Annotated in this window: 12 protein-coding genes; 4 read left to right on the top strand and 8 right to left on the bottom strand. The window is 74.6% G+C overall.

The window, feature by feature from the left end; translation table 11 throughout:
- Nucleotides 1-301: 301 nt before the first annotated feature.
- From nudC to ABD52_RS30950, 3 genes are read right to left on the bottom strand one after another with little or no spacing between them, the layout of a single operon-like run.
- Entirely contained in the window at nt 302-1,249 is a 948-nt protein-coding gene (gene nudC / locus ABD52_RS30960; RefSeq protein WP_030273869.1) for an NAD(+) diphosphatase, read from the bottom strand.
- Nucleotides 1,246-2,574 (bottom strand): pitrilysin family protein, encoded by a 1,329-nt coding sequence (locus tag ABD52_RS30955; protein WP_013288413.1) that lies wholly within the window; start codon nt 2,572-2,574, stop codon nt 1,246-1,248. Before ABD52_RS30955 ends, nudC begins: the two co-directional genes overlap by 4 nt.
- Entirely contained in the window at nt 2,571-3,881 is a 1,311-nt protein-coding gene (locus ABD52_RS30950) for a pitrilysin family protein (protein WP_013475244.1), read from the bottom strand. Before ABD52_RS30950 ends, ABD52_RS30955 begins: the two co-directional genes overlap by 4 nt.
- A gap of 148 nt (nt 3,882-4,029) precedes the next feature.
- Between ABD52_RS30950 and ABD52_RS30945 the strand changes: the two genes are divergently transcribed.
- Genes ABD52_RS30945 through ABD52_RS30930 form a run of 4 tightly spaced genes read left to right on the top strand, consistent with a single transcriptional unit; the run spans nt 4,030 to nt 7,189 of the window.
- The gene (locus ABD52_RS30945) at nt 4,030-5,091 is read left to right on the top strand and encodes an ABC transporter substrate-binding protein (protein WP_030273864.1); all 1,062 of its coding nucleotides are present in this window, start codon (nt 4,030-4,032) and stop codon (nt 5,089-5,091) included.
- Nucleotides 5,088-5,867: an ABC transporter ATP-binding protein gene (locus ABD52_RS30940; protein ID WP_047894086.1), complete on the top strand. Its 780-nt coding sequence runs from the start codon at nt 5,088-5,090 to the stop codon at nt 5,865-5,867. The genes ABD52_RS30945 and ABD52_RS30940 overlap by 4 nt, the downstream gene beginning before the upstream one ends.
- Nucleotides 5,857-6,741: an ABC transporter permease gene (locus tag ABD52_RS30935; protein ID WP_013475242.1), complete on the top strand. Its 885-nt coding sequence runs from the start codon at nt 5,857-5,859 to the stop codon at nt 6,739-6,741. Before ABD52_RS30940 ends, ABD52_RS30935 begins: the two co-directional genes overlap by 11 nt.
- 4 nt (nt 6,742-6,745) lie before the next feature.
- Complete coding sequence (locus ABD52_RS30930) at nt 6,746-7,189, top strand: Rrf2 family transcriptional regulator (protein ID WP_047894085.1); 444 nt, start codon at nt 6,746-6,748, stop codon at nt 7,187-7,189.
- Nucleotides 7,190-7,363: 174 nt separating this feature from the next.
- Here the strand turns inward: ABD52_RS30930 and ABD52_RS30925 are convergent, their stop codons facing one another.
- The 5 genes from ABD52_RS30925 to ABD52_RS30905 form a co-directional block, all read right to left on the bottom strand.
- On the bottom strand, nt 7,364-7,549 hold the full coding sequence (locus ABD52_RS30925) for a hypothetical protein (RefSeq protein WP_047894084.1): 186 nt from the start codon (nt 7,547-7,549) through the stop codon (nt 7,364-7,366).
- Nucleotides 7,550-7,779: 230 nt separating this feature from the next.
- Nucleotides 7,780-9,033 (bottom strand): DEAD/DEAH box helicase, encoded by a 1,254-nt coding sequence (locus tag ABD52_RS30920; protein ID WP_013288420.1) that lies wholly within the window; start codon nt 9,031-9,033, stop codon nt 7,780-7,782.
- 178 nt (nt 9,034-9,211) lie between these two features.
- Nucleotides 9,212-9,415: a cold-shock protein gene (locus tag ABD52_RS30915; RefSeq protein WP_013288421.1), complete on the bottom strand. Its 204-nt coding sequence runs from the start codon at nt 9,413-9,415 to the stop codon at nt 9,212-9,214.
- 204 nt (nt 9,416-9,619) lie between these two features.
- The gene (locus ABD52_RS30910) at nt 9,620-13,024 is read right to left on the bottom strand and encodes an ATP-dependent DNA helicase (RefSeq protein WP_047894083.1); all 3,405 of its coding nucleotides are present in this window, start codon (nt 13,022-13,024) and stop codon (nt 9,620-9,622) included.
- 55 nt (nt 13,025-13,079) lie between these two features.
- Nucleotides 13,080-16,146: ATP-dependent DNA helicase (locus ABD52_RS30905; RefSeq protein WP_047894082.1), on the bottom strand; the 3,067-nt coding region annotated here is incomplete at its 5' end.

Genomic DNA, 16,146 nt, shown 5'->3' with positions numbered 1-16,146 from the left:
CCCGAACTGGTGCCACCCACCAGCCCGAAACCCGCCAACCCGACCCCGAGTCCCGCCGCACGCATCCCCGGTGGCGGTCAGTTCGGCGACCCGCAGCGACAGGTCGAACCCGGGCGGCGCGGAAGCGCAACCGCCGAAACCCGGCCGACCCGCCAGCTCGGCGAAGTGGCGGCATCCACCCACCCCCACCCCGCCAGTTCGGGGAGGTGGCTGTATCCCACCGGCCTCGACCACACCACATCCCCGAACCGGCGCCGCCGCACCGACCGAAACACGGCAACCCGACGAGGGCCGGGCCGGGTCAGCAGTGGCCGTCGAGCCAGCGGTGCACCAGGAACAACGCGATCGACGACGGCGGCGGCAGGACCAGCCGGTCTCCCCCGCCCACCGGCACCGGCTCGCCCGCGAGCGCCGCGCCGATCTCCCGGCGGGTGAACCAGCGCGCGTGCGCGATCTCGGCCAGGTCGACCCGGATCGGCGCGTCCGCGTCGGCACGTGCCAGGAAGCCGAGCATCAGCGAGCCGGGGAACGGCCAGGACTGGCTGCCCACGTACGCGATCTCCTCGACCGGGACGCCCACCTCCTCGCGGACCTCGCGCAGCACGGCGGCCTCGGCCGACTCGCCGGGCTCGACGTATCCGGCCAGGCAGGAGTAGCGGCGCTGTCCCGGGGTGCGCGGCCAGGCCGCGTTGTTGCCGAGCAGGCAGCGGCCGTCCGGGCCGTCCACACCGTCGTGCACCAGCACGATCATGGCCGGATCGGTACGCGGCCAGACCCGGCCGCCGTCCGGGTCGATCCGCGACCAGCCGGCCTCGTCGGCGCTCGTCGCCTTGCCGGTCGTCGACGAGTAGCCGTGCCGCAGGTGCCAGTTGAGCAGCGCCAGCGCGGTGGTGAACAGGCCCGCGTCCCGGTCGGTCATCAGGTGGCCGACCTCGCGCAGGTGAGCCGGGCGGGTGTCCGGCAGCGCCGGCAGCGGCCCGTCCACCGCGAACACGGGTACGCCGTCCGGCTCGACGCCGAGGAACATCGGCACCGACCGGGGCACCTCGGGCAGCTCACCGGGGCCGACCAGGACCAGCTCCGGCGGGGTAGACGCGCCCCGGACCAGCGCCCGCCCCTCGGCGGTGGAATCCAGCACCAGCACCCGGGCCCGTTCCCACGCCTCGGTCAGCCAGGCGGGATCGGTACGCCGGTGCGCGGCCCGGTCGAGCGTCGACCGGGCCAGCGGCGGGTCGGATTCCCCGCTCATGCCGATTCCGTACGCACCGGTGTCAGCGCGGCGAGCGAGTCGGCCACCCGTTCGGCGTCGCCGAGCACGACTGTGACCGCGCGGGCCGGGGCCAGGTAGCGGGCGGCCACCTCGGCCACGTCGTCCACTGTCGCGGCGGCCAGCCGGGCGGCGTGCTCGGCGAGGAAGTCCAGCCGCAGCCCGTTGCCGGCGTACGCGCTGGTCAGCGACGCGAGACCGGCCTGGGTGGACATGCCGAGCTGGAGCGTGCCGAGTGCGTACTGGCGGGCCTGCTCCAGCTCGTCGGCCTTCGGCGGCACCGTCGCCAGGCGGCCCAGCTCGTAGTTCGTCTCCACCAGGGCCGCCGCGGTCACCTCGGTGGCCACCTCGGCGCCGGCGACGAGCAGCGAACCGGCCACCGAGTGCTCCACGAGCGAGTGCGGCCCGTACGTGTAGCCCTTGTCCTCGCGGATGTTCTCCACCCAGCGGGAGGAGAAGTAGCCGCCGAAGATCAGGTTGGCGAGCTGCAACGCGGCGTGGTCCGGGTGGGTGCGGGGCACGGCCGGCAGTGCGAGTCGTACCGAGGACTGCACCGATCCGGGCCGGTCGACGAGCAGCAGCGGCCCGGGTTCCAGCGGCGGCGCGGGAGGCAGTTCGGCGACGTGGCCGTCACCGCGCCACCCGGACAACGCCTGCTCGGCCGCGTCCAGCGCCCGGTCCGGCGCCACGTCGCCGACGAGCACCAGCACCGCGCCGGCCGGATGCACCCGCTCGGCGTGCAGCCGCCGCAACGCGGCCGGGCGGACCGCCCGCACCTGGTCCGGGTCGGGCGTCTGCACCGCGTACGGGTGCCGGCCGTACACCCGCTTGAGCAGCGCGGTCCGGGCCAGGTGCGACGGCTGGCTCTGGGCGACCTGGATGCGGTCGACCAGCCGGTCCCGCTCGGTCTCCACCCAGTCCGCGGGGTAGGTCGCACCGGTGAGCACCTCGGCGAGCAGCTCCAGCATCCGGTCCAGGCCGGTGACCAGGCCCGCGCCGGAGAGCATCAGCCGGTCCGGGTCGAGACCGGCGGTCAGCCCGCCGCCGACCTTCTGCAACTCGGCCGCCAGCTCGGTGGCGCTGTGCGCCTCGGTGCCGGAGAGCATGGTCTGCGCCAGCATCGCGCCGCGGGCCAGGTGGGTGCGTCCGAACGGCATCCACAGTCGCAGCTCGACGAGCGGTACGGAGGAGCGGCGTACCGCGATCACGGTGAGGCCGTTGCGGAGCGTGCGCTCGGCCTGCTTGGGCACCTTGAGGCGGCGGTTCGGGCGCAGCGCCGGCAGCGGCCGGACGGTGGTGGTGGTCATCGGGCACCTCCGGGAACGACCTCGACTGCCGCGCGGCGCTCGGGCCGCAGGGTGGCGGCGGCGGCGCGGACCTGTTCCTCGGTCACCTCGCCGACCAGCCGGGGCAGGTCGTTGAGCAGGCCGGGTTCGCCGCGCTGCTGTTCCAGCACCGCCATCCGCAACGCGCGGCCGAGCACCGCGTCCGTGTCGCGCAGCAGGTGGGTGGCCATCCGGGCCTGGGTACGCGCCAGCTCCCCGTCGGTCAGCCCGTCGGCCGCCAGCCGGTCCAGTTCCTCGTCGACGGTGCGCAGCACCTTGTCCACGTCGCCGCCGGGCGGCAGGTGGGCCTGGAGCAGCAGCGCGGTGGGGTCGCGCACGTCGAACGGGTCGCCCATGAAGCCGAGGTACCCGCCGAGGCCGGTGACCGACCGGTCGCGCTGCACCAGCCGCTCGACCAGCCGGGAGGCGTCGCCGTCGGTGAGCACCTCGGCCAGCACCACGTAGGGCAGGTAGCCGGCGAAGTCGCTGATCGGGTCGGGCACCCGCCACGCGCCGGCCACCGCCGGGAGCGGGGCCAGCGCGTCGGTGTACGTGCTGCGCCGCTCGGCGGTCAGGTCGGGCTCGGCGAAGTCGGGCCGCTGCGGGGCGGGCCGGGCCGGCACGTCCCCGAAGTGCCGCTCGATGAGCGTTGTCGCCTCGGCCACGTCGATGTCGCCGCTGACCGCGAGCACCGCGTTGCCGCTGGCGTAGTAGCGGCGGAAGAAGTCGGCGGCGTCGGCCACGGTGGCCGACTCCAGGTCGACGAAGGAGCCGTAGCCGTCGTGCGCGTTGGGGAAGGTGTCGAACATCACCGGGGGCAGCGTCAGCCAGGGGAACCCGCCGTACGGCCGGTTCAGCACGTTGACCCGGATCTCCTCCTTCACCACGTCCACCTGGTTGCGCAGGTTCTCCTCGGTCAGCCGGGGGCCGCGCATCCGGTCGGCCTCCAGGAACAGCGCCCGTTCCAGTGCGTTGGCGGGCAGCGTCTCGAAGTAGTCGGTGTAGTCCAGGTGGGTGGAGCCGTTGAACGTCCCGCCCGCGCCCTGGACGTGCCGGAAGTGGGCCAGCTTCTCCAGGTTCTCCGAGCCCTGGAACATCAGGTGCTCGAAGAGGTGGGCGAACCCGGTGCGCCCCTCGGGCTCGGAGCGGATGCCGACGTCGTAGACCACAGCGACCCCGATGACCGGGGCGCTGCGGTCCGGCGTGAGCACCACGCGCAGGCCGTTGTCGAGGGTGAACCGTTCGACCGGGTACTTCGTCGCTGGGATCTTCGCTCTCCGCGTCGGCACGAGATCGACACTAGCGCCTCGGTACCGGCTCTACCGCCGGTGTGCCCTGGCCGAACGGTGGACTGTCGCGGGACGGGACTTGACGCCGGCGGCCGCTTGCCCCACTCTTCCTACCAACTAAATAGGAATACTGCGGATTGGACATTCGATGAGACGGCTTCCCCTGCGCCGCCTGGCCACCCTGGCGGCCCTGGCCGCCCTCGGCGCGGCCACGCTCGGCACCACCGCCGCCTGCGGCGAGGACAGCGACGCCGCCGCCGGTTCCGGCCCGGTGACGCTGCGCCTCGGCTACTTCCCCAACATCACGCACGCCCCGGCTGTGGTCGGCGTCGAGAAGGGGATCTTCAAGGAGAAGCTCGGCAGCGACGTCGAGCTGGACACCAAGACGTTCAACGCCGGCCCGGCCGCCATCGAGGCCGTCTTCTCCGGCGCGCTCGACGCCACGTACATCGGCCCGAACCCGACAGTGAACGCCTTCTCCAAGTCCAAGGGCGAGGCGGTCCGGGTCATCTCCGGCGCCGCGTCCGGCGGCGTCGCGCTCGTGGTCAAGCCCGGCATCACCTCGGTGGAGCAGCTGCGCGGCAAGAAGATCGCCACCCCGCAGCTCGGCAACACCCAGGACGTGGCGCTGCGCTTCTGGCTCAAGGAGAAGGGCCTGGAGACCACCAAGGAGGGCGGCGGCGACGTCAAGATCGTGCCGCAGGAGAACGCGCAGACGGTCGAGACGTTCGGCAGCGGCGCCATCGACGGCGCCTGGGTGCCCGAGCCGTTCGTCTCCCGGCTGGTGAACGCCGGCGGCAAGGTGCTCGTCGACGAGCGTGACCTCTGGCCGGACAAGAAGTTCGTCATCACCAACCTGCTGGTCAGCACCAAGTTCCTCAAGGCGCACCCGGACGTGGTGAAGAAGCTGGTCGAGGGTCAGGTCGCGGCGAACGAGTTCGTCAACACCAAGCCGGACGAGGCGCAGCAGGCCATCTCCGACCACATCGGCAAGATCACCGGCAAGCCGCTGGACCTCAAGCTGATCAAGCAGGCCTGGCCGACGCTGGAGTTCACCAACGACCCGATCCCGTCGTCGCTGAAGACCGGCCTGGACCACGCGGTCGCGGTCGGGCTCACCCAGCCGGTCGACCTGAACGGCCTCTACGACCTGAAGTACCTCAACGAGGTGCTCAAGACGCAGGGCAAGGCCGAGGTCAGCCAGCCGTGACGTCGACGAGCACGACCCCGCGCAGCGCGACCGGCTCGGTCGCGCTGCGCGGCGTGACCAAGGTGTACGGCCAGGGCGAGCAGGCGGTCCTGGCGCTGGACGGGCTGTCGCTGGACATCGCGCCGGGCGAGTTCGTCTGCATGGTCGGCGCGTCCGGCTGCGGCAAGAGCACGCTGCTCAACCTGGTCGCCGGACTGGACCGGGCCAGCGGCGGCGCGATCGAGCTAAGCGAGGGCGTCAACCCGGGACTGATGTTCCAGGAGCCGGCGCTGTTCCCGTGGCTGACCGTCGAGGGCAACATCGAGGTGCCGCTGAAGCTGCGCGGACTCCCCCGCGACCAGCGCAAGGAGCGGGTGGCAGAGCTGCTGCGCACGGTCCACCTGTCCGAGTTCGGCCGCAAGCGGCCGCACCAGCTCTCCGGCGGCATGCGGCAGCGGGTCGCGCTGGCCCGCACGCTCGCGCTGGAGACGCCGGTGCTGCTGATGGACGAGCCGTTCGGCGCGCTGGACGCGATGACCCGCGACATCCTGCACGACGAGCTGGAGCGGATCTGGACCGAGCGCAAGCTCACCGTCCTGTTCGTCACGCACAACGTGCGCGAGGCGGCCCGGCTCGCCGACCGCATCGTGCTGCTCTCCAGCCGGCCCGGCCGGATCATCTACTCCACCGAGGTCGCCGTGCCGCGCCCCCGGCGGATCGACTCGCCGGAGGTCTCGGCCATCGCCGCCGAGGTCACCGACCGGCTGCGCAAGGAGGTGGGCCGACATGGCCAGTGACACCCTCACCGGGTCGGCGCGTACGGACGCGGAGATCTCCGGACTCGACGCGCTGGAGATCGCCGGCCGGGAGAAGGGCCCGTCCCGGGTACGCCGCCTGTGGTCGGCCACCTGGCCCAAGTTCGCCGCGCTCGCGCTGGCCGTCGCCATCTGGCAGGCGGTGGTCTGGTCCGGATGGAAGGAGCCGTGGGCGCTGCCCGGCCCGGCGGTGGTCTTCGGCGACCTCGGGGACTACCTGCTCAGCTCGGCGCTCTGGGAGGGCCTCGCCACCACCGCCCGGCGCGCGGCGGTCGGGTTCGCCGCCGCGGTCGCGGTCGGCCTGCTGCTCGGCCTGGGCGTGGCCCGGGTCAAGGTGCTCCGGGCCGCGCTCGGCTCGATGATCACCGCGTTGCAGACCATGCCGTCGATCGCCTGGTTTCCGCTGGCCATCCTGCTGTTCCAGCTCAGCGAGCAGGCGATCTTCTTCGTCGTGGTGCTCGGCGCCGCGCCGTCGGTCGCCAACGGCGTCATCCACGGCGTGGACTACGTGCCGCCGCTGCTGGTCCGGGCCGGCCGCAACCTCGGCGCCCGAGGGCTCAACCTCTACCGGTACGTGATCGCGCCGGCCGCGCTGCCCGCCATCGTGGCCGGGCTCAAGCAGGGCTGGGCGTTCGCATGGCGCAGCCTGATGGCCGGTGAGCTGCTGGTGGTCATCGCCACCCGCACCTCGATCGGCGCGCAGCTCACGTACGCACGCGAGCTGAGCGAGGCACCCCGCCTGATGGCCATCATGATCGTCATCCTGGTCGTGGGCCTGCTCGTGGACACCGCGTTCGGGGCCGCCGACAAGGCGATCCGCCGCCGCTGGGGCGTGCTGGACCAGGCCGGCAACTGACGTCGTGTACATCTCCGCGCGCGCCGACTACGCGCTCCGGGCCATGCTCGCCGTCGCCGACGCCGCCGTCACCACAGGCGACCCGGCGGCCGGCGGCGGCGAGCTGGTCAAGGCGGCGAGCCTGGCCGAGAGCCAGGGCATCCCGCTCAGCTTCCTCCAGGGGATCCTGCTCGACCTGCGGCGGGCCGGACTGCTGCACAGCCACCGCGGCACCGAGGGCGGGTACGCGCTGGCCCGCCCACCGGACGAGATCAGTGTGGGCGACGTGCTGCGCGCGGTCGGCGGCGCGATCACGAGCGTCCGGGGCATTCCCGCCGACCGGGCCGGCTACCACGGTGTGGCCACCGGCCTGCGGGACGTGTGGCTGGCGGTGGACGGCGCCATCGCCCTGGTCGTGGACCGGACCACACTCGCCGATCTGCTGAGCGACCGGGCCACGGCGCCCTGACGCGCGTCCGTCACGGGGCCGGCGGCGGGACCGCATGATCGCTGTGCGGAAGCCCAGGGCGACGCGCCCGGCCGGTCGTCGGTCGCAGAGGCATGACTCCCGGCCGATATGACTCTGGGGCATATTTATGCCTGAGGGTCATATCGGTATCTCGGCATCGTCCGTCCTGGGCGGCTACTGAGTGTGCGGGGTGCGCATCCCGGGTGTGAAGCTGCGGGCGGCGCCGCGATCCGGCGAGCCGCCGTCGGACGGCTGCCACGGCCCGAACGCGGCCACCGCGGCGAGCGCCAGGCCGGCCCCCGCCACCGCGAGCACCAGCACCACTTCCCGCGCTCCGCCCGATCCGGCTTCCCCCGCCATGAACCGCTCCCTCCGCGTCCGGCCGACCCCCCGACCGGTCCCCCGCGCAGCAGCATCATCGTCGGGTTCCGGTCGCACAGTCGGGCAGCCGACCGAACATCGACTGATTCCCGACTCAGGAGCGAACTCTCCGCCCGATCGGAAGCGGCCCGCTCGGAAGCGGCCCGCTCGGAGACGGCCCGCTCGGAAGCGGCCCGATCGGAGGCGAGCCGGTCAGGCGCAGGCCGCGGTCAGCGGCGGCGCGGGCGCCGGCGAGGACGGGTTCCCGGGGCGGGATGCGCGGCGGCGGGCGCGGTGATGGTCACCGGCACGCCGGACGGCTCCCGGGCGCCGGTGAGCCGGCTCAGCTCGCTGTCGCCGGCGCGTACCCGCGTGGTCTTGGGGTTGATGCCCGCGGTGGTCATCAGCCGGGCGACGTCGCGGCGCTGGTCCGGCAGCACGAGCGTGACCACGGTGCCCGACTCGCCGGCCCGGGCGGTCCGGCCGCCCCGGTGCAGGTAGTCCTTGGCCTCGGTGGGCGGGTCGGCGTTGACGACCAGGTCCAGCCCGTCGACGTGGATGCCCCGGGCCGCCACGTCGGTGGCCACCAGCGCGGTGACCTGGCCGGTGCGGAACTGCTCCAGGATGCGGGTGCGCTGCGGCTGCGACTTGCCACCGTGCAGCGCCGCCGCGCGTACGCCCTTGGCGAGCAGCTGGCGGGCCACCCGGTCGGCGCGGTGCTTGGTGGCGATGAAGACGATGGTGCGGCCCTCGCGGGCGGCGATGTGCGCCAGCGCGGCCGGCTTGTCCTCCGCGTCCAGGTGCAGCACGTGGTGCGTCATCGCGGTGACGGTGGCGGTGCCCGGGTCGACGGAGTGCGTCACCGGGTCGGTGAGGAACCGGCGGACCAGCCGGTCCACGCCGCGGTCGAGCGTGGCCGAGAACAGCATCCGCTGCCCGCCCGGCGCGACCTGCTCCAGCAGCTTCGTCACCTGCGGCAGGAAGCCCATGTCGGCCATCTGGTCCGCCTCGTCCAGCACGGTGATGGTCACCTGGTCCAGCCGGGCGTCTCCGCGGTCGATCAGGTCGTGCAGCCGGCCCGGCGTGGCCACCAGCACCTCGGCGCCGGCGCGCAGCGCGGCCGCCTGCCGGGTCAGCGAGAGCCCGCCGACCACTGTGGCGCAGCGCAGGCCGAGCGTGGCGGCGTACGGGGCGAGCGCTTCGGTGACCTGCGCGGCCAGTTCACGGGTGGGTACGAGCACGAGCGCGAGCGGGCGGCCCGGGCGGGCCCGGCGGCCGGCCGTACGGTGCAGCAGCGGCAGCCCGAACGCGAGCGTCTTGCCGGAGCCGGTACGGCCCCGGCCGAGCACGTCGCGGCCGGCCAGCGAGTCCGGGATCGTCGCCGCCTGGATCGGGAACGGCGCGGAGATGCCCTGCGCGGCCAGCTCGGAGACGAGCGCCGGGGCCAGGCCGGTGGCGGCGAACGTGGGCAGGGTCGTGGTCATGCGGAAAGCCTTCCTCGACGCGGCACGTGTCGAGGAAGGGCGCCGGACAGCGGCGCGTCACCGGCGTCGCCGGTGGTCACAAGCACGAACCGAAAGGGACGGGCCGGCCCGGCAGAGGCGGGCCGGCCCGTGCACCACGCCCGAGAGGGCGCGATGGTGGTGCCGGTTGATCCGAAGATCAGAGCGGGCGGATGTTCTCCGCCTGCGGGCCCTTCTGGCCCTGGGTCACCTCGAACTCGACCCGCTGGTTCTCGTCCAGGCTCCGGTAGCCGGAGGTCTGGATCGCCGAGAAGTGGGCGAAGACGTCGGCGCCGCCGTCGTCCGGGGTGATGAAGCCGAAGCCCTTGTCAGCGTTGAACCACTTGACGGTGCCAATTGCCATGTGTTTCGTCTCCTTGACGGAACGGTCGGCCCGCACGTGTTGCGGGCCGGAGAGGAGCACCCCGCGCGTGGAATACGCGGCGTGCCTGTCGCTGCTGGTCGCCCCGCCCGGAGAACTCCGGACACAACAAAGAGCGCCTGGGGCCACAATCCGCCAGGCGCACACAGAGTCTCTGGAAACCAAAACTGCAACCCAGCCAACGTATCACGGATTCGCGCGCTCCGGGAGATCCCCCGGGATTTCCGGCACGGCGGCCACCAAGGCGGCCAGTCCCTCCGCGTCGAGCAGATCGGCCGGGCGGACGGTGGCGGAGTCCCGCACGTAGTGGAACGCGGCGCCGACCCGGTCCACCGGCACCCCGGCCAGTTCCGCCCAGGCCAGCCGGTAGACAGCCAGCTGCACCGCCGCCGCGTCGGCCTCCCGGCCGGCCGGCTGCCGCCCGGTCTTCCAGTCGACCACGTCGTAGCGCCCACCCGGGCGGGCGAACACGGCGTCCATCCGCCCCCTGATCACCACCCCGGCGATGACAGTGGCGAACGGCACCTCCACCTCCACCGGCACCCGGTCGGCCCACTCGCCGGCCAGGAAGCGCTCCTGCAACTCGGCCAGCGCCTCGTCCGGGGCCGCGTCCTCGTCCGCCGCGCCGGGCAGCTCGTCCACGTCGAGCAGCCGGTCGGTGCCGAAGCGCTGCTCCAGCCAGGCGTGGAACGCGGTGCCGCGCCGGGCGTACGGGTTCGGTTCGGTCGGCATCGGGCGGCGCAGCGTACGGGCCAGCGCCTCCGGGTCGCGGCGCAACGCCACGAGCTGGGTCACCGAGAGCTGGCCGGGTAGTTCGACCTCGACCGCCTCGGCCTGCCGGGCCAGCTCCGCCCGCTCGGCGAGCAGGAGATCGGCCTCGCGCCGCCAGCGGGCCACCTCGGCGTCGTCCGCCGCTCCCGTGGTGGCGAGCACTGCCGCCTCGCGACGGGCCGTCTCCGGGTCGGCCAGGTGGCGGCGGACCAGCGCCGCCGCCTCGGTCAGCGCCGGGCGGCGGGTGCCCAGCGGGTCGGCCGGCCACTCGGCCCGCAGCACCGTCTCGGTGGTCGGGTTCACCGCGTCCCCGGCCGGCTCCGGCGTCCACGCGTCCACCACGTGCCCGTCCCCGCCCGCCAGGCAGGCGTCGTGCACCTCCCGCAGGAACACCGACGGGCCGCGGAACCGCTTGGTCCCCTCCCCCCACCAGTAGCCGGAGCAGAGCAGCAGCCGGCGCGGGCGGGTCACCGCCACGTACGCCAGCCGGCGCTCCTCCCGCTCGTCGTGCGCCCGCCAGGCGTCGGTGAAGTCGGTCAGCGCCCGGGCCACGCCGCGCTGGTCCTCCGCCTCCGGCAGGGCCAGCTCGGGCAGCCCGTCCGCGTCGCCGCGCAACGGGAACGGCAACACGCCCAGCCCGCCCAGCCAGTGGTCGGAGTTGCGGACCGGTCCCGGCCAGACGCCCCGGGTCATCCCCGCCACCGCCACCACGTCCCACTCCAGGCCCTTCGCGGCGTGCGCGGTGAGCACCTGCACCGCGCCGGCCACCACCTCGACCTCGCCGGGCGCCAGCCCGCGCTCCTCGTCCTCGGCGGCGGCCAGGTACGCGAGGAAACCGGCCAGCGTGGCGCCGGGCGTCTCGCCGCTGAACCGGGCCGCGACGTCGCCGAGCGCGTCCAGGTGCGCGCGGGCCAGCCCGGCGTCGCCCGCGCCGTCCCGGCCGGCCCGGACCGCCACCTCGACGTCGAGCCCGATGGTCCGCTCGATGTCCGCGATCAGCTCCGGCAGGGACTGGTCCAGCCGGTAGCGCAGCAGCGCCAGCTCCATCCCGTACGAGCGCAGCCGCGCGTAGCCCTCGGCCGAGTACGCCTGCGCCGGCCCCAGGTCCGCCAGCGCCTCCACGAGCGTCGCCTCGTCCAGCGCGTCCACGGTGATCTCCGGGCCCTCGTCGCCGGTGAGCTCCCGGCGGCTGCGGGCGATGGCGCGGGCCCGGCGGTGCAGGGCGACCAGATCACGCGGGCCGATCCGCCAGCGCGCGCCTGTCAGCAGCCGCAGCAGCGCCGCCCCGTCGGTCGGGTCGGCGAGCACGCGCAGCGTGCACACCACGTCCCGTACCTCAGGGGTGTCCAGCAGCCCGCCCAGGCCGACCACGTCGACCGGCAGTCCGCGGGCACGCAACGCCGCCTCGATCGCCGGGATCTGGCTGCGCAGCCGCACCAGCACCGCAGTGGTCGGGCGGCGGTCGGCCGGGATGTGCTCGGGCAGCGCGCCGGGCATCCCGGCCGCGCCCCGCCAGGCCGCCAGCACGCTGTCCGCGATCCAGTCGGCCTCGTCGGCGTACGTCTCCAGCAGCGCGCAGTGCACGGTGCCGCCGGCCTGCCCGCCCGACGTGCGGTGCGGGATCGGGTCGCGGACGCTGAGCGCGGCGTGCAGCTCCGGCACGCGCGCGCCGGCCGCCCGCAGCGGCACCGACAGCGTGTTGGCCACGCCGAGGATCTCCGGCCGGTTGCGCCAGCTCGTGGTCAGGCTGAGCACGTCGGCCGGGCTGCCGTCGGTACGGGCGAACTCGGCCGGGAACCGGTCGAGCGTGCCGGCGCTGGCCCCGCGCCAGCCGTAGATGGACTGGCAGGGGTCGCCGACCGCGGTGACCGGGTGGCCGCCGCCGAACAGCGCGTTGAGCAGCACCACCTGGGCGTGGCTGGTGTCCTGGTACTCGTCGAGCAGCACCACCCGGAACCGGTCCCGCTCGATCACCCCGACGCCGGGATGGTCGCGGGCCACCCGGGCCGCGCGGGCGAGCTGGTCGGCGAAGTCCATCGCCTCGAAGTCGTCCTTGCGCCGGGCGTACGCGCGCACGAGCGGCAGCAGCTTCAGCCGGGTCCGCTGGAGCTGGAGCGCCTTGCGGACGTCGGCGTAGACCCGGCCCGGCCGGGACTGCACGTCGGCGAAGAACCGGCCGGTCCAGGCGGCCAGCTCGTCCGGGTCGACCAGGTGCTCGTCCAGCTCACCGGCGAGCGCCAGCACGGCGTCAGTGATGGTCGACGGCATCCGGTCCACCTCGGACATGTCGCCGTCGTAGTTGCGCACCAGCAGGTCGACGAGCTGCCAGCGGGACGCCTCGGTGAGCAGCCGGGTGGTCGGCTCGTACCCGGCGCGCAACCCGTGCTCGGTGACGATCCGCCCGGCGTACGAGTGGTACGTGGACACGGTCGGCTCGCCCGCCAGCGGGTCGTCGTGCGGATCCCGCCCCTGCCGGCCGAGCCGCCGGATGAGCTGGTCGAGCCGGGTGCGGACCCGGTGCGCCAGCTCGCCGGCCGCCTTGCGGGTGAAGGTGAGGCCGAGAATGTGCTCGGGGCGTACGTAGGAGTTGGCGACCAGCCACATCACCCGCGCGGCCATCGTCTCGGTCTTGCCCGAGCCGGCGCCCGCGACCACCAGCAGCGGTTCCACCGGCGCAGCGATGATCGCGGCCTGCTCCCGGGTGGGCGCGGGCAGCCGCAGCAGCCGGGCCAGCTCGACCGGCGTGTAGCGGGGCCCGGCGTCGGCGGTACGCGGCGCGGGCGTGGCGGAGGCGCCGAACAGCGCCGGCTGAACAGTCATGGTCCAGTCTTTGTTCGCGACTGCGGGGCTCGCAAAACCGGCTCACTCCTCGCGCTCACGGCTGGTTCTCCGGTGGCGGCTCGACCACCTGGCGGCCCTGGCCGGACACCGGGCAGCTGGTGCGTACCGGGCAGACCCGGCACTTGGAGTTGGCCACTGCGGCGAACGTCGAGGCGGCCATCGTGTCTGCGGTACGGCGCACCAGCGCGGTGGCCCACCCGGCCTCCGGACCCTCCCCGGCCGCGGCCTGGGTCTGCTCCTTGGCGTCCCGCGCGCCGGTGCCGAGCTGCACCAGCGCGGCCCCGCCCGGTTCCTCGCCGAACTCGGCGAACCCGCCCGCCTCCACGGCTGCCTGGTACGCGCCGAGCTGCGGATGTTCGGCCACCTCCCGCTCGGTGACAGCCGTCGACTTGCCGGTCTTCAGGTCGATCACCACGAGCCGCCCCTCGTCGTCGACCTCCAGCCGGTCGACCCGGCCGGTCAGCTCGATCGGACGGGACGGGTCGTCGAGCCGGACCGCGAACTCGTGCTCGATCGCGAGCAGCCGGCGCGGGTTGCCGGCCAGCCAGCGCAGCAGCTTGTCCACCATCGCCTCGGCGCGCTGCCGCTCCGGGCCGGCCATCCACCGGGCGGCCAGCTCGATCGCGTCGAACCGGGCGGCCACGTACTCCAGCAGCGCCTCCCGGTCGACGCTGGCATCCTCGGCCAGCATCGCGGCGGCGTGCACCAAGTTGCCCACGCCCTGCGCGGCGCTGGCCGGGCCGCTGCCGCCGTGCCGTTCCAGCAGCCAGCGCAGGCTGCACCGCAACGCGCTCTCCATCGCCGACGGGGTGACCCGTACCGGCTCGCCCTCGTCGACGAGCGGCCGGTCGTCGGACAGGCCGCGCAGCCCCCACCAGTCGTCCGGGTGCGCGCCGGGCACACCGGCGGCGGCCAGCCGCGCCAGCTCACCCGCCGCCGCGTGCCGCCGGGTGATCGGCGTCGCCGGGTCGGTGACTGCGGTACGCAGCTCCGCCACCAGCGCGGACAGCGTGAGCCCACGCGGCGGCAGGGTGACCGGGAGCGCCGCGGGCGGCCCGTCCTGCGGATGCTCGTCCCCGTGCGGCACCGGCCCGTCCACGATGCCCCCGCGCGTGGCCGTACGTGTCGGGCCGTTCCCGGTCGGGTTCGGGCCGTTCGGGTTCGGGCCGGTCGGGTTCGGGCCGGTCGGGGCGGCGCCGCCTCCGCCGGTGGCGGGTGGGTCGGCGGCGGCCAGTTCGTGCAGGAAGCGGCTCGGCTGCTCCTCGTGGTCGTCCCCGCCGACAGCGGCGGACGCCACGGCGGTGACCAGCAGCCGCCGTCGCGCCCGGCTGATCGCCACGTGGAACAGCCGCCGCTCCTCGTCCAGCAGCGCCGACGTCTGCCCGACCAGGCTGGCCCGCAGCCCGGCGCCGTCGGCGCGACCGGCGAGCACGTCGACGAGCCGCTCCGAGCCGAGCAGGCTGCCGCGCAGGCGCAGGTCCGGCCAGACGCCCTCCTGCACCCCGGCCACCGCGACCAGGTCCCACTCCAGACCCTTGGCGGCGTGCGCGGTGAGCAGGCGTACCGCGTCGCCCCGGTCGGCGGCGGCGGCGAGCGTGTCGGCGGGCAGCTCCTGCCCGAGGACGTGGTCGAGGAACACCTCGGTACGCGCGCCGGGCAACCGGTCGGTGAACCGGGCCGCCGCGTCGAAGAGGACGAGAACGGCGTCCAGGTCACGGTCGGCGGCCTCGGCCCGCCAGCGCTGGGCGGTCTCGTGCTCGCCGGTGGCCGCCCGCCCCCGGGTGATCGCCCCGGCCCAGCGTTCGGCCAGCCCGCTCTCCCGCCACACCGCCCAGAGCACGTCCTCGACTGTGGCGCCGGGCCGGCCGGCCGTCTCCCGGGCAGTCGCGAGCAGGTGCGCCACGGCCTGCGCGGGGGCCGCCCAGCGACGCTCGATGGTGGCCAGTTCGGCCGGGTCGCGAAGTGCCTCCACCAGCAGCTCGCCGGAGGGACGGCGGTCGCCGGCGGCCAGCGCCAGCGCCCGCAACCCCTGGCGCAGCCGCCGTTCGGCCAGCGGGTCGGCCCCGCCCAGCGGGGAGTGCAGCAGCGCGACGGCCGCCTCCTCGTCCAGCCGGTCGGGTTCGAGCGCGCAGCGCAGCAGGAGCAGCAGCGGGGCGACCGCCGGCTGGAGGTGCAGCGGCAGGTCCTCGCCGTGCACGACGGTCGGCACACCGGCCGTGTGCAGCGCGCGCCGCAGCGACGGCAGTTGCCGGCCGGTGGAGCGGACCAGCACCGCCATCCGGGACCACGGCACGCCGTCGAGCAGGTGCGCCTCGCGCAACGCGTGCGCCAGCCACGCCGACTCGCTGGTGGCGGACCGGAACGTCAGTACCTCCACCGTTCCGGCGGGCACGCCGGGAAGCGGGCGCAGCCGCCGGTGCCCCGCCGGGCCGCGCAGCCGCCGGGCCAGCCGGGCGGTCGCCGCCAGCAGCTCCGGCCCGGCCCGGTACGAGGTGGTCAGCGTGACCTGCGCCGCCGGAGCACCGGAGGCGGTGCGGAAGCGGTGCGGGAACGTGGTGACGCCCGCCGGGTCGGCGCCGCGGAACGCGTACGTGGACGAGTCCGGGTCGGCGAACGCGACGAGGGACCGGCCGCCTCCGGCCACCACGGCGAGCAGGTCGAGCTGGGCCGGGTCGGTGTCGGCCAGCTCGTCGACGTACACGTGGGTCAGGCGACGACGCTCGGCGGCGAGCAGTTCGGGGTCGTCGAGCAACATGCCGGTGGCGGCGCGCACCAGTTCCGCCGGGTCGTACGCCACCGAGCCCCGGTTGCTCACGTCGCGCAGGGCGAGCACGGCGACGTACTCCCGCAGGAAGCGCGCGGCGGCCGGCCAGTCGGCGCGGCCCAGCTTCTCGCCCAGCCGGGCCAGCTCGACCGGGCCGACGCCGCGCTCCGCGGCACGCATCAGCAGGTCGCGGAGCTGCTGGGCGAACGCCCGGGTACGCAGCGCGGGGCGCAGGTCCTCCGGCCAGCCGACCGGGTCGTCGCCGGGTTCCTCCCCCACCACGTCGAGCAGCTCACGAATGATCAGGTCCTGCTCGGGGCCGGTGAGCAGCCGGGGC

This window comes from Micromonospora sp. RV43, from assembly GCF_001029515.1.
Taxonomy (GTDB): Bacteria; Actinomycetota; Actinomycetes; order Mycobacteriales; family Micromonosporaceae; genus Micromonospora; species Micromonospora aurantiaca.
Note: the sequence above shows the minus strand (reverse complement) of the source record. Positions and strands in the feature narration are given on the sequence as shown.

Excerpts from the sequence above, each read along its gene's own strand:
- nudC (WP_030273869.1), bottom strand. The coding sequence starts at position 1,249 with ATGAGCGGGGAATCCGACCCGCCGCTGGCCCGGTCGACGCTCGACCGG.
- ABD52_RS30955 (WP_013288413.1), bottom strand. The coding sequence starts at position 2,574 with ATGACCACCACCACCGTCCGGCCGCTGCCGGCGCTGCGCCCGAACCGC.
- ABD52_RS30945 (WP_030273864.1), top strand. The coding sequence starts at position 4,030 with ATGAGACGGCTTCCCCTGCGCCGCCTGGCCACCCTGGCGGCCCTGGCC.
- ABD52_RS30935 (WP_013475242.1), top strand. The coding sequence starts at position 5,857 with ATGGCCAGTGACACCCTCACCGGGTCGGCGCGTACGGACGCGGAGATC.
- ABD52_RS30925 (WP_047894084.1), bottom strand. The coding sequence starts at position 7,549 with ATGGCGGGGGAAGCCGGATCGGGCGGAGCGCGGGAAGTGGTGCTGGTG.
- ABD52_RS30920 (WP_013288420.1), bottom strand. The coding sequence starts at position 9,033 with ATGACCACGACCCTGCCCACGTTCGCCGCCACCGGCCTGGCCCCGGCG.
- ABD52_RS30915 (WP_013288421.1), bottom strand. The coding sequence starts at position 9,415 with ATGGCAATTGGCACCGTCAAGTGGTTCAACGCTGACAAGGGCTTCGGC.
- ABD52_RS30910 (WP_047894083.1), bottom strand. The coding sequence starts at position 13,024 with ATGACTGTTCAGCCGGCGCTGTTCGGCGCCTCCGCCACGCCCGCGCCG.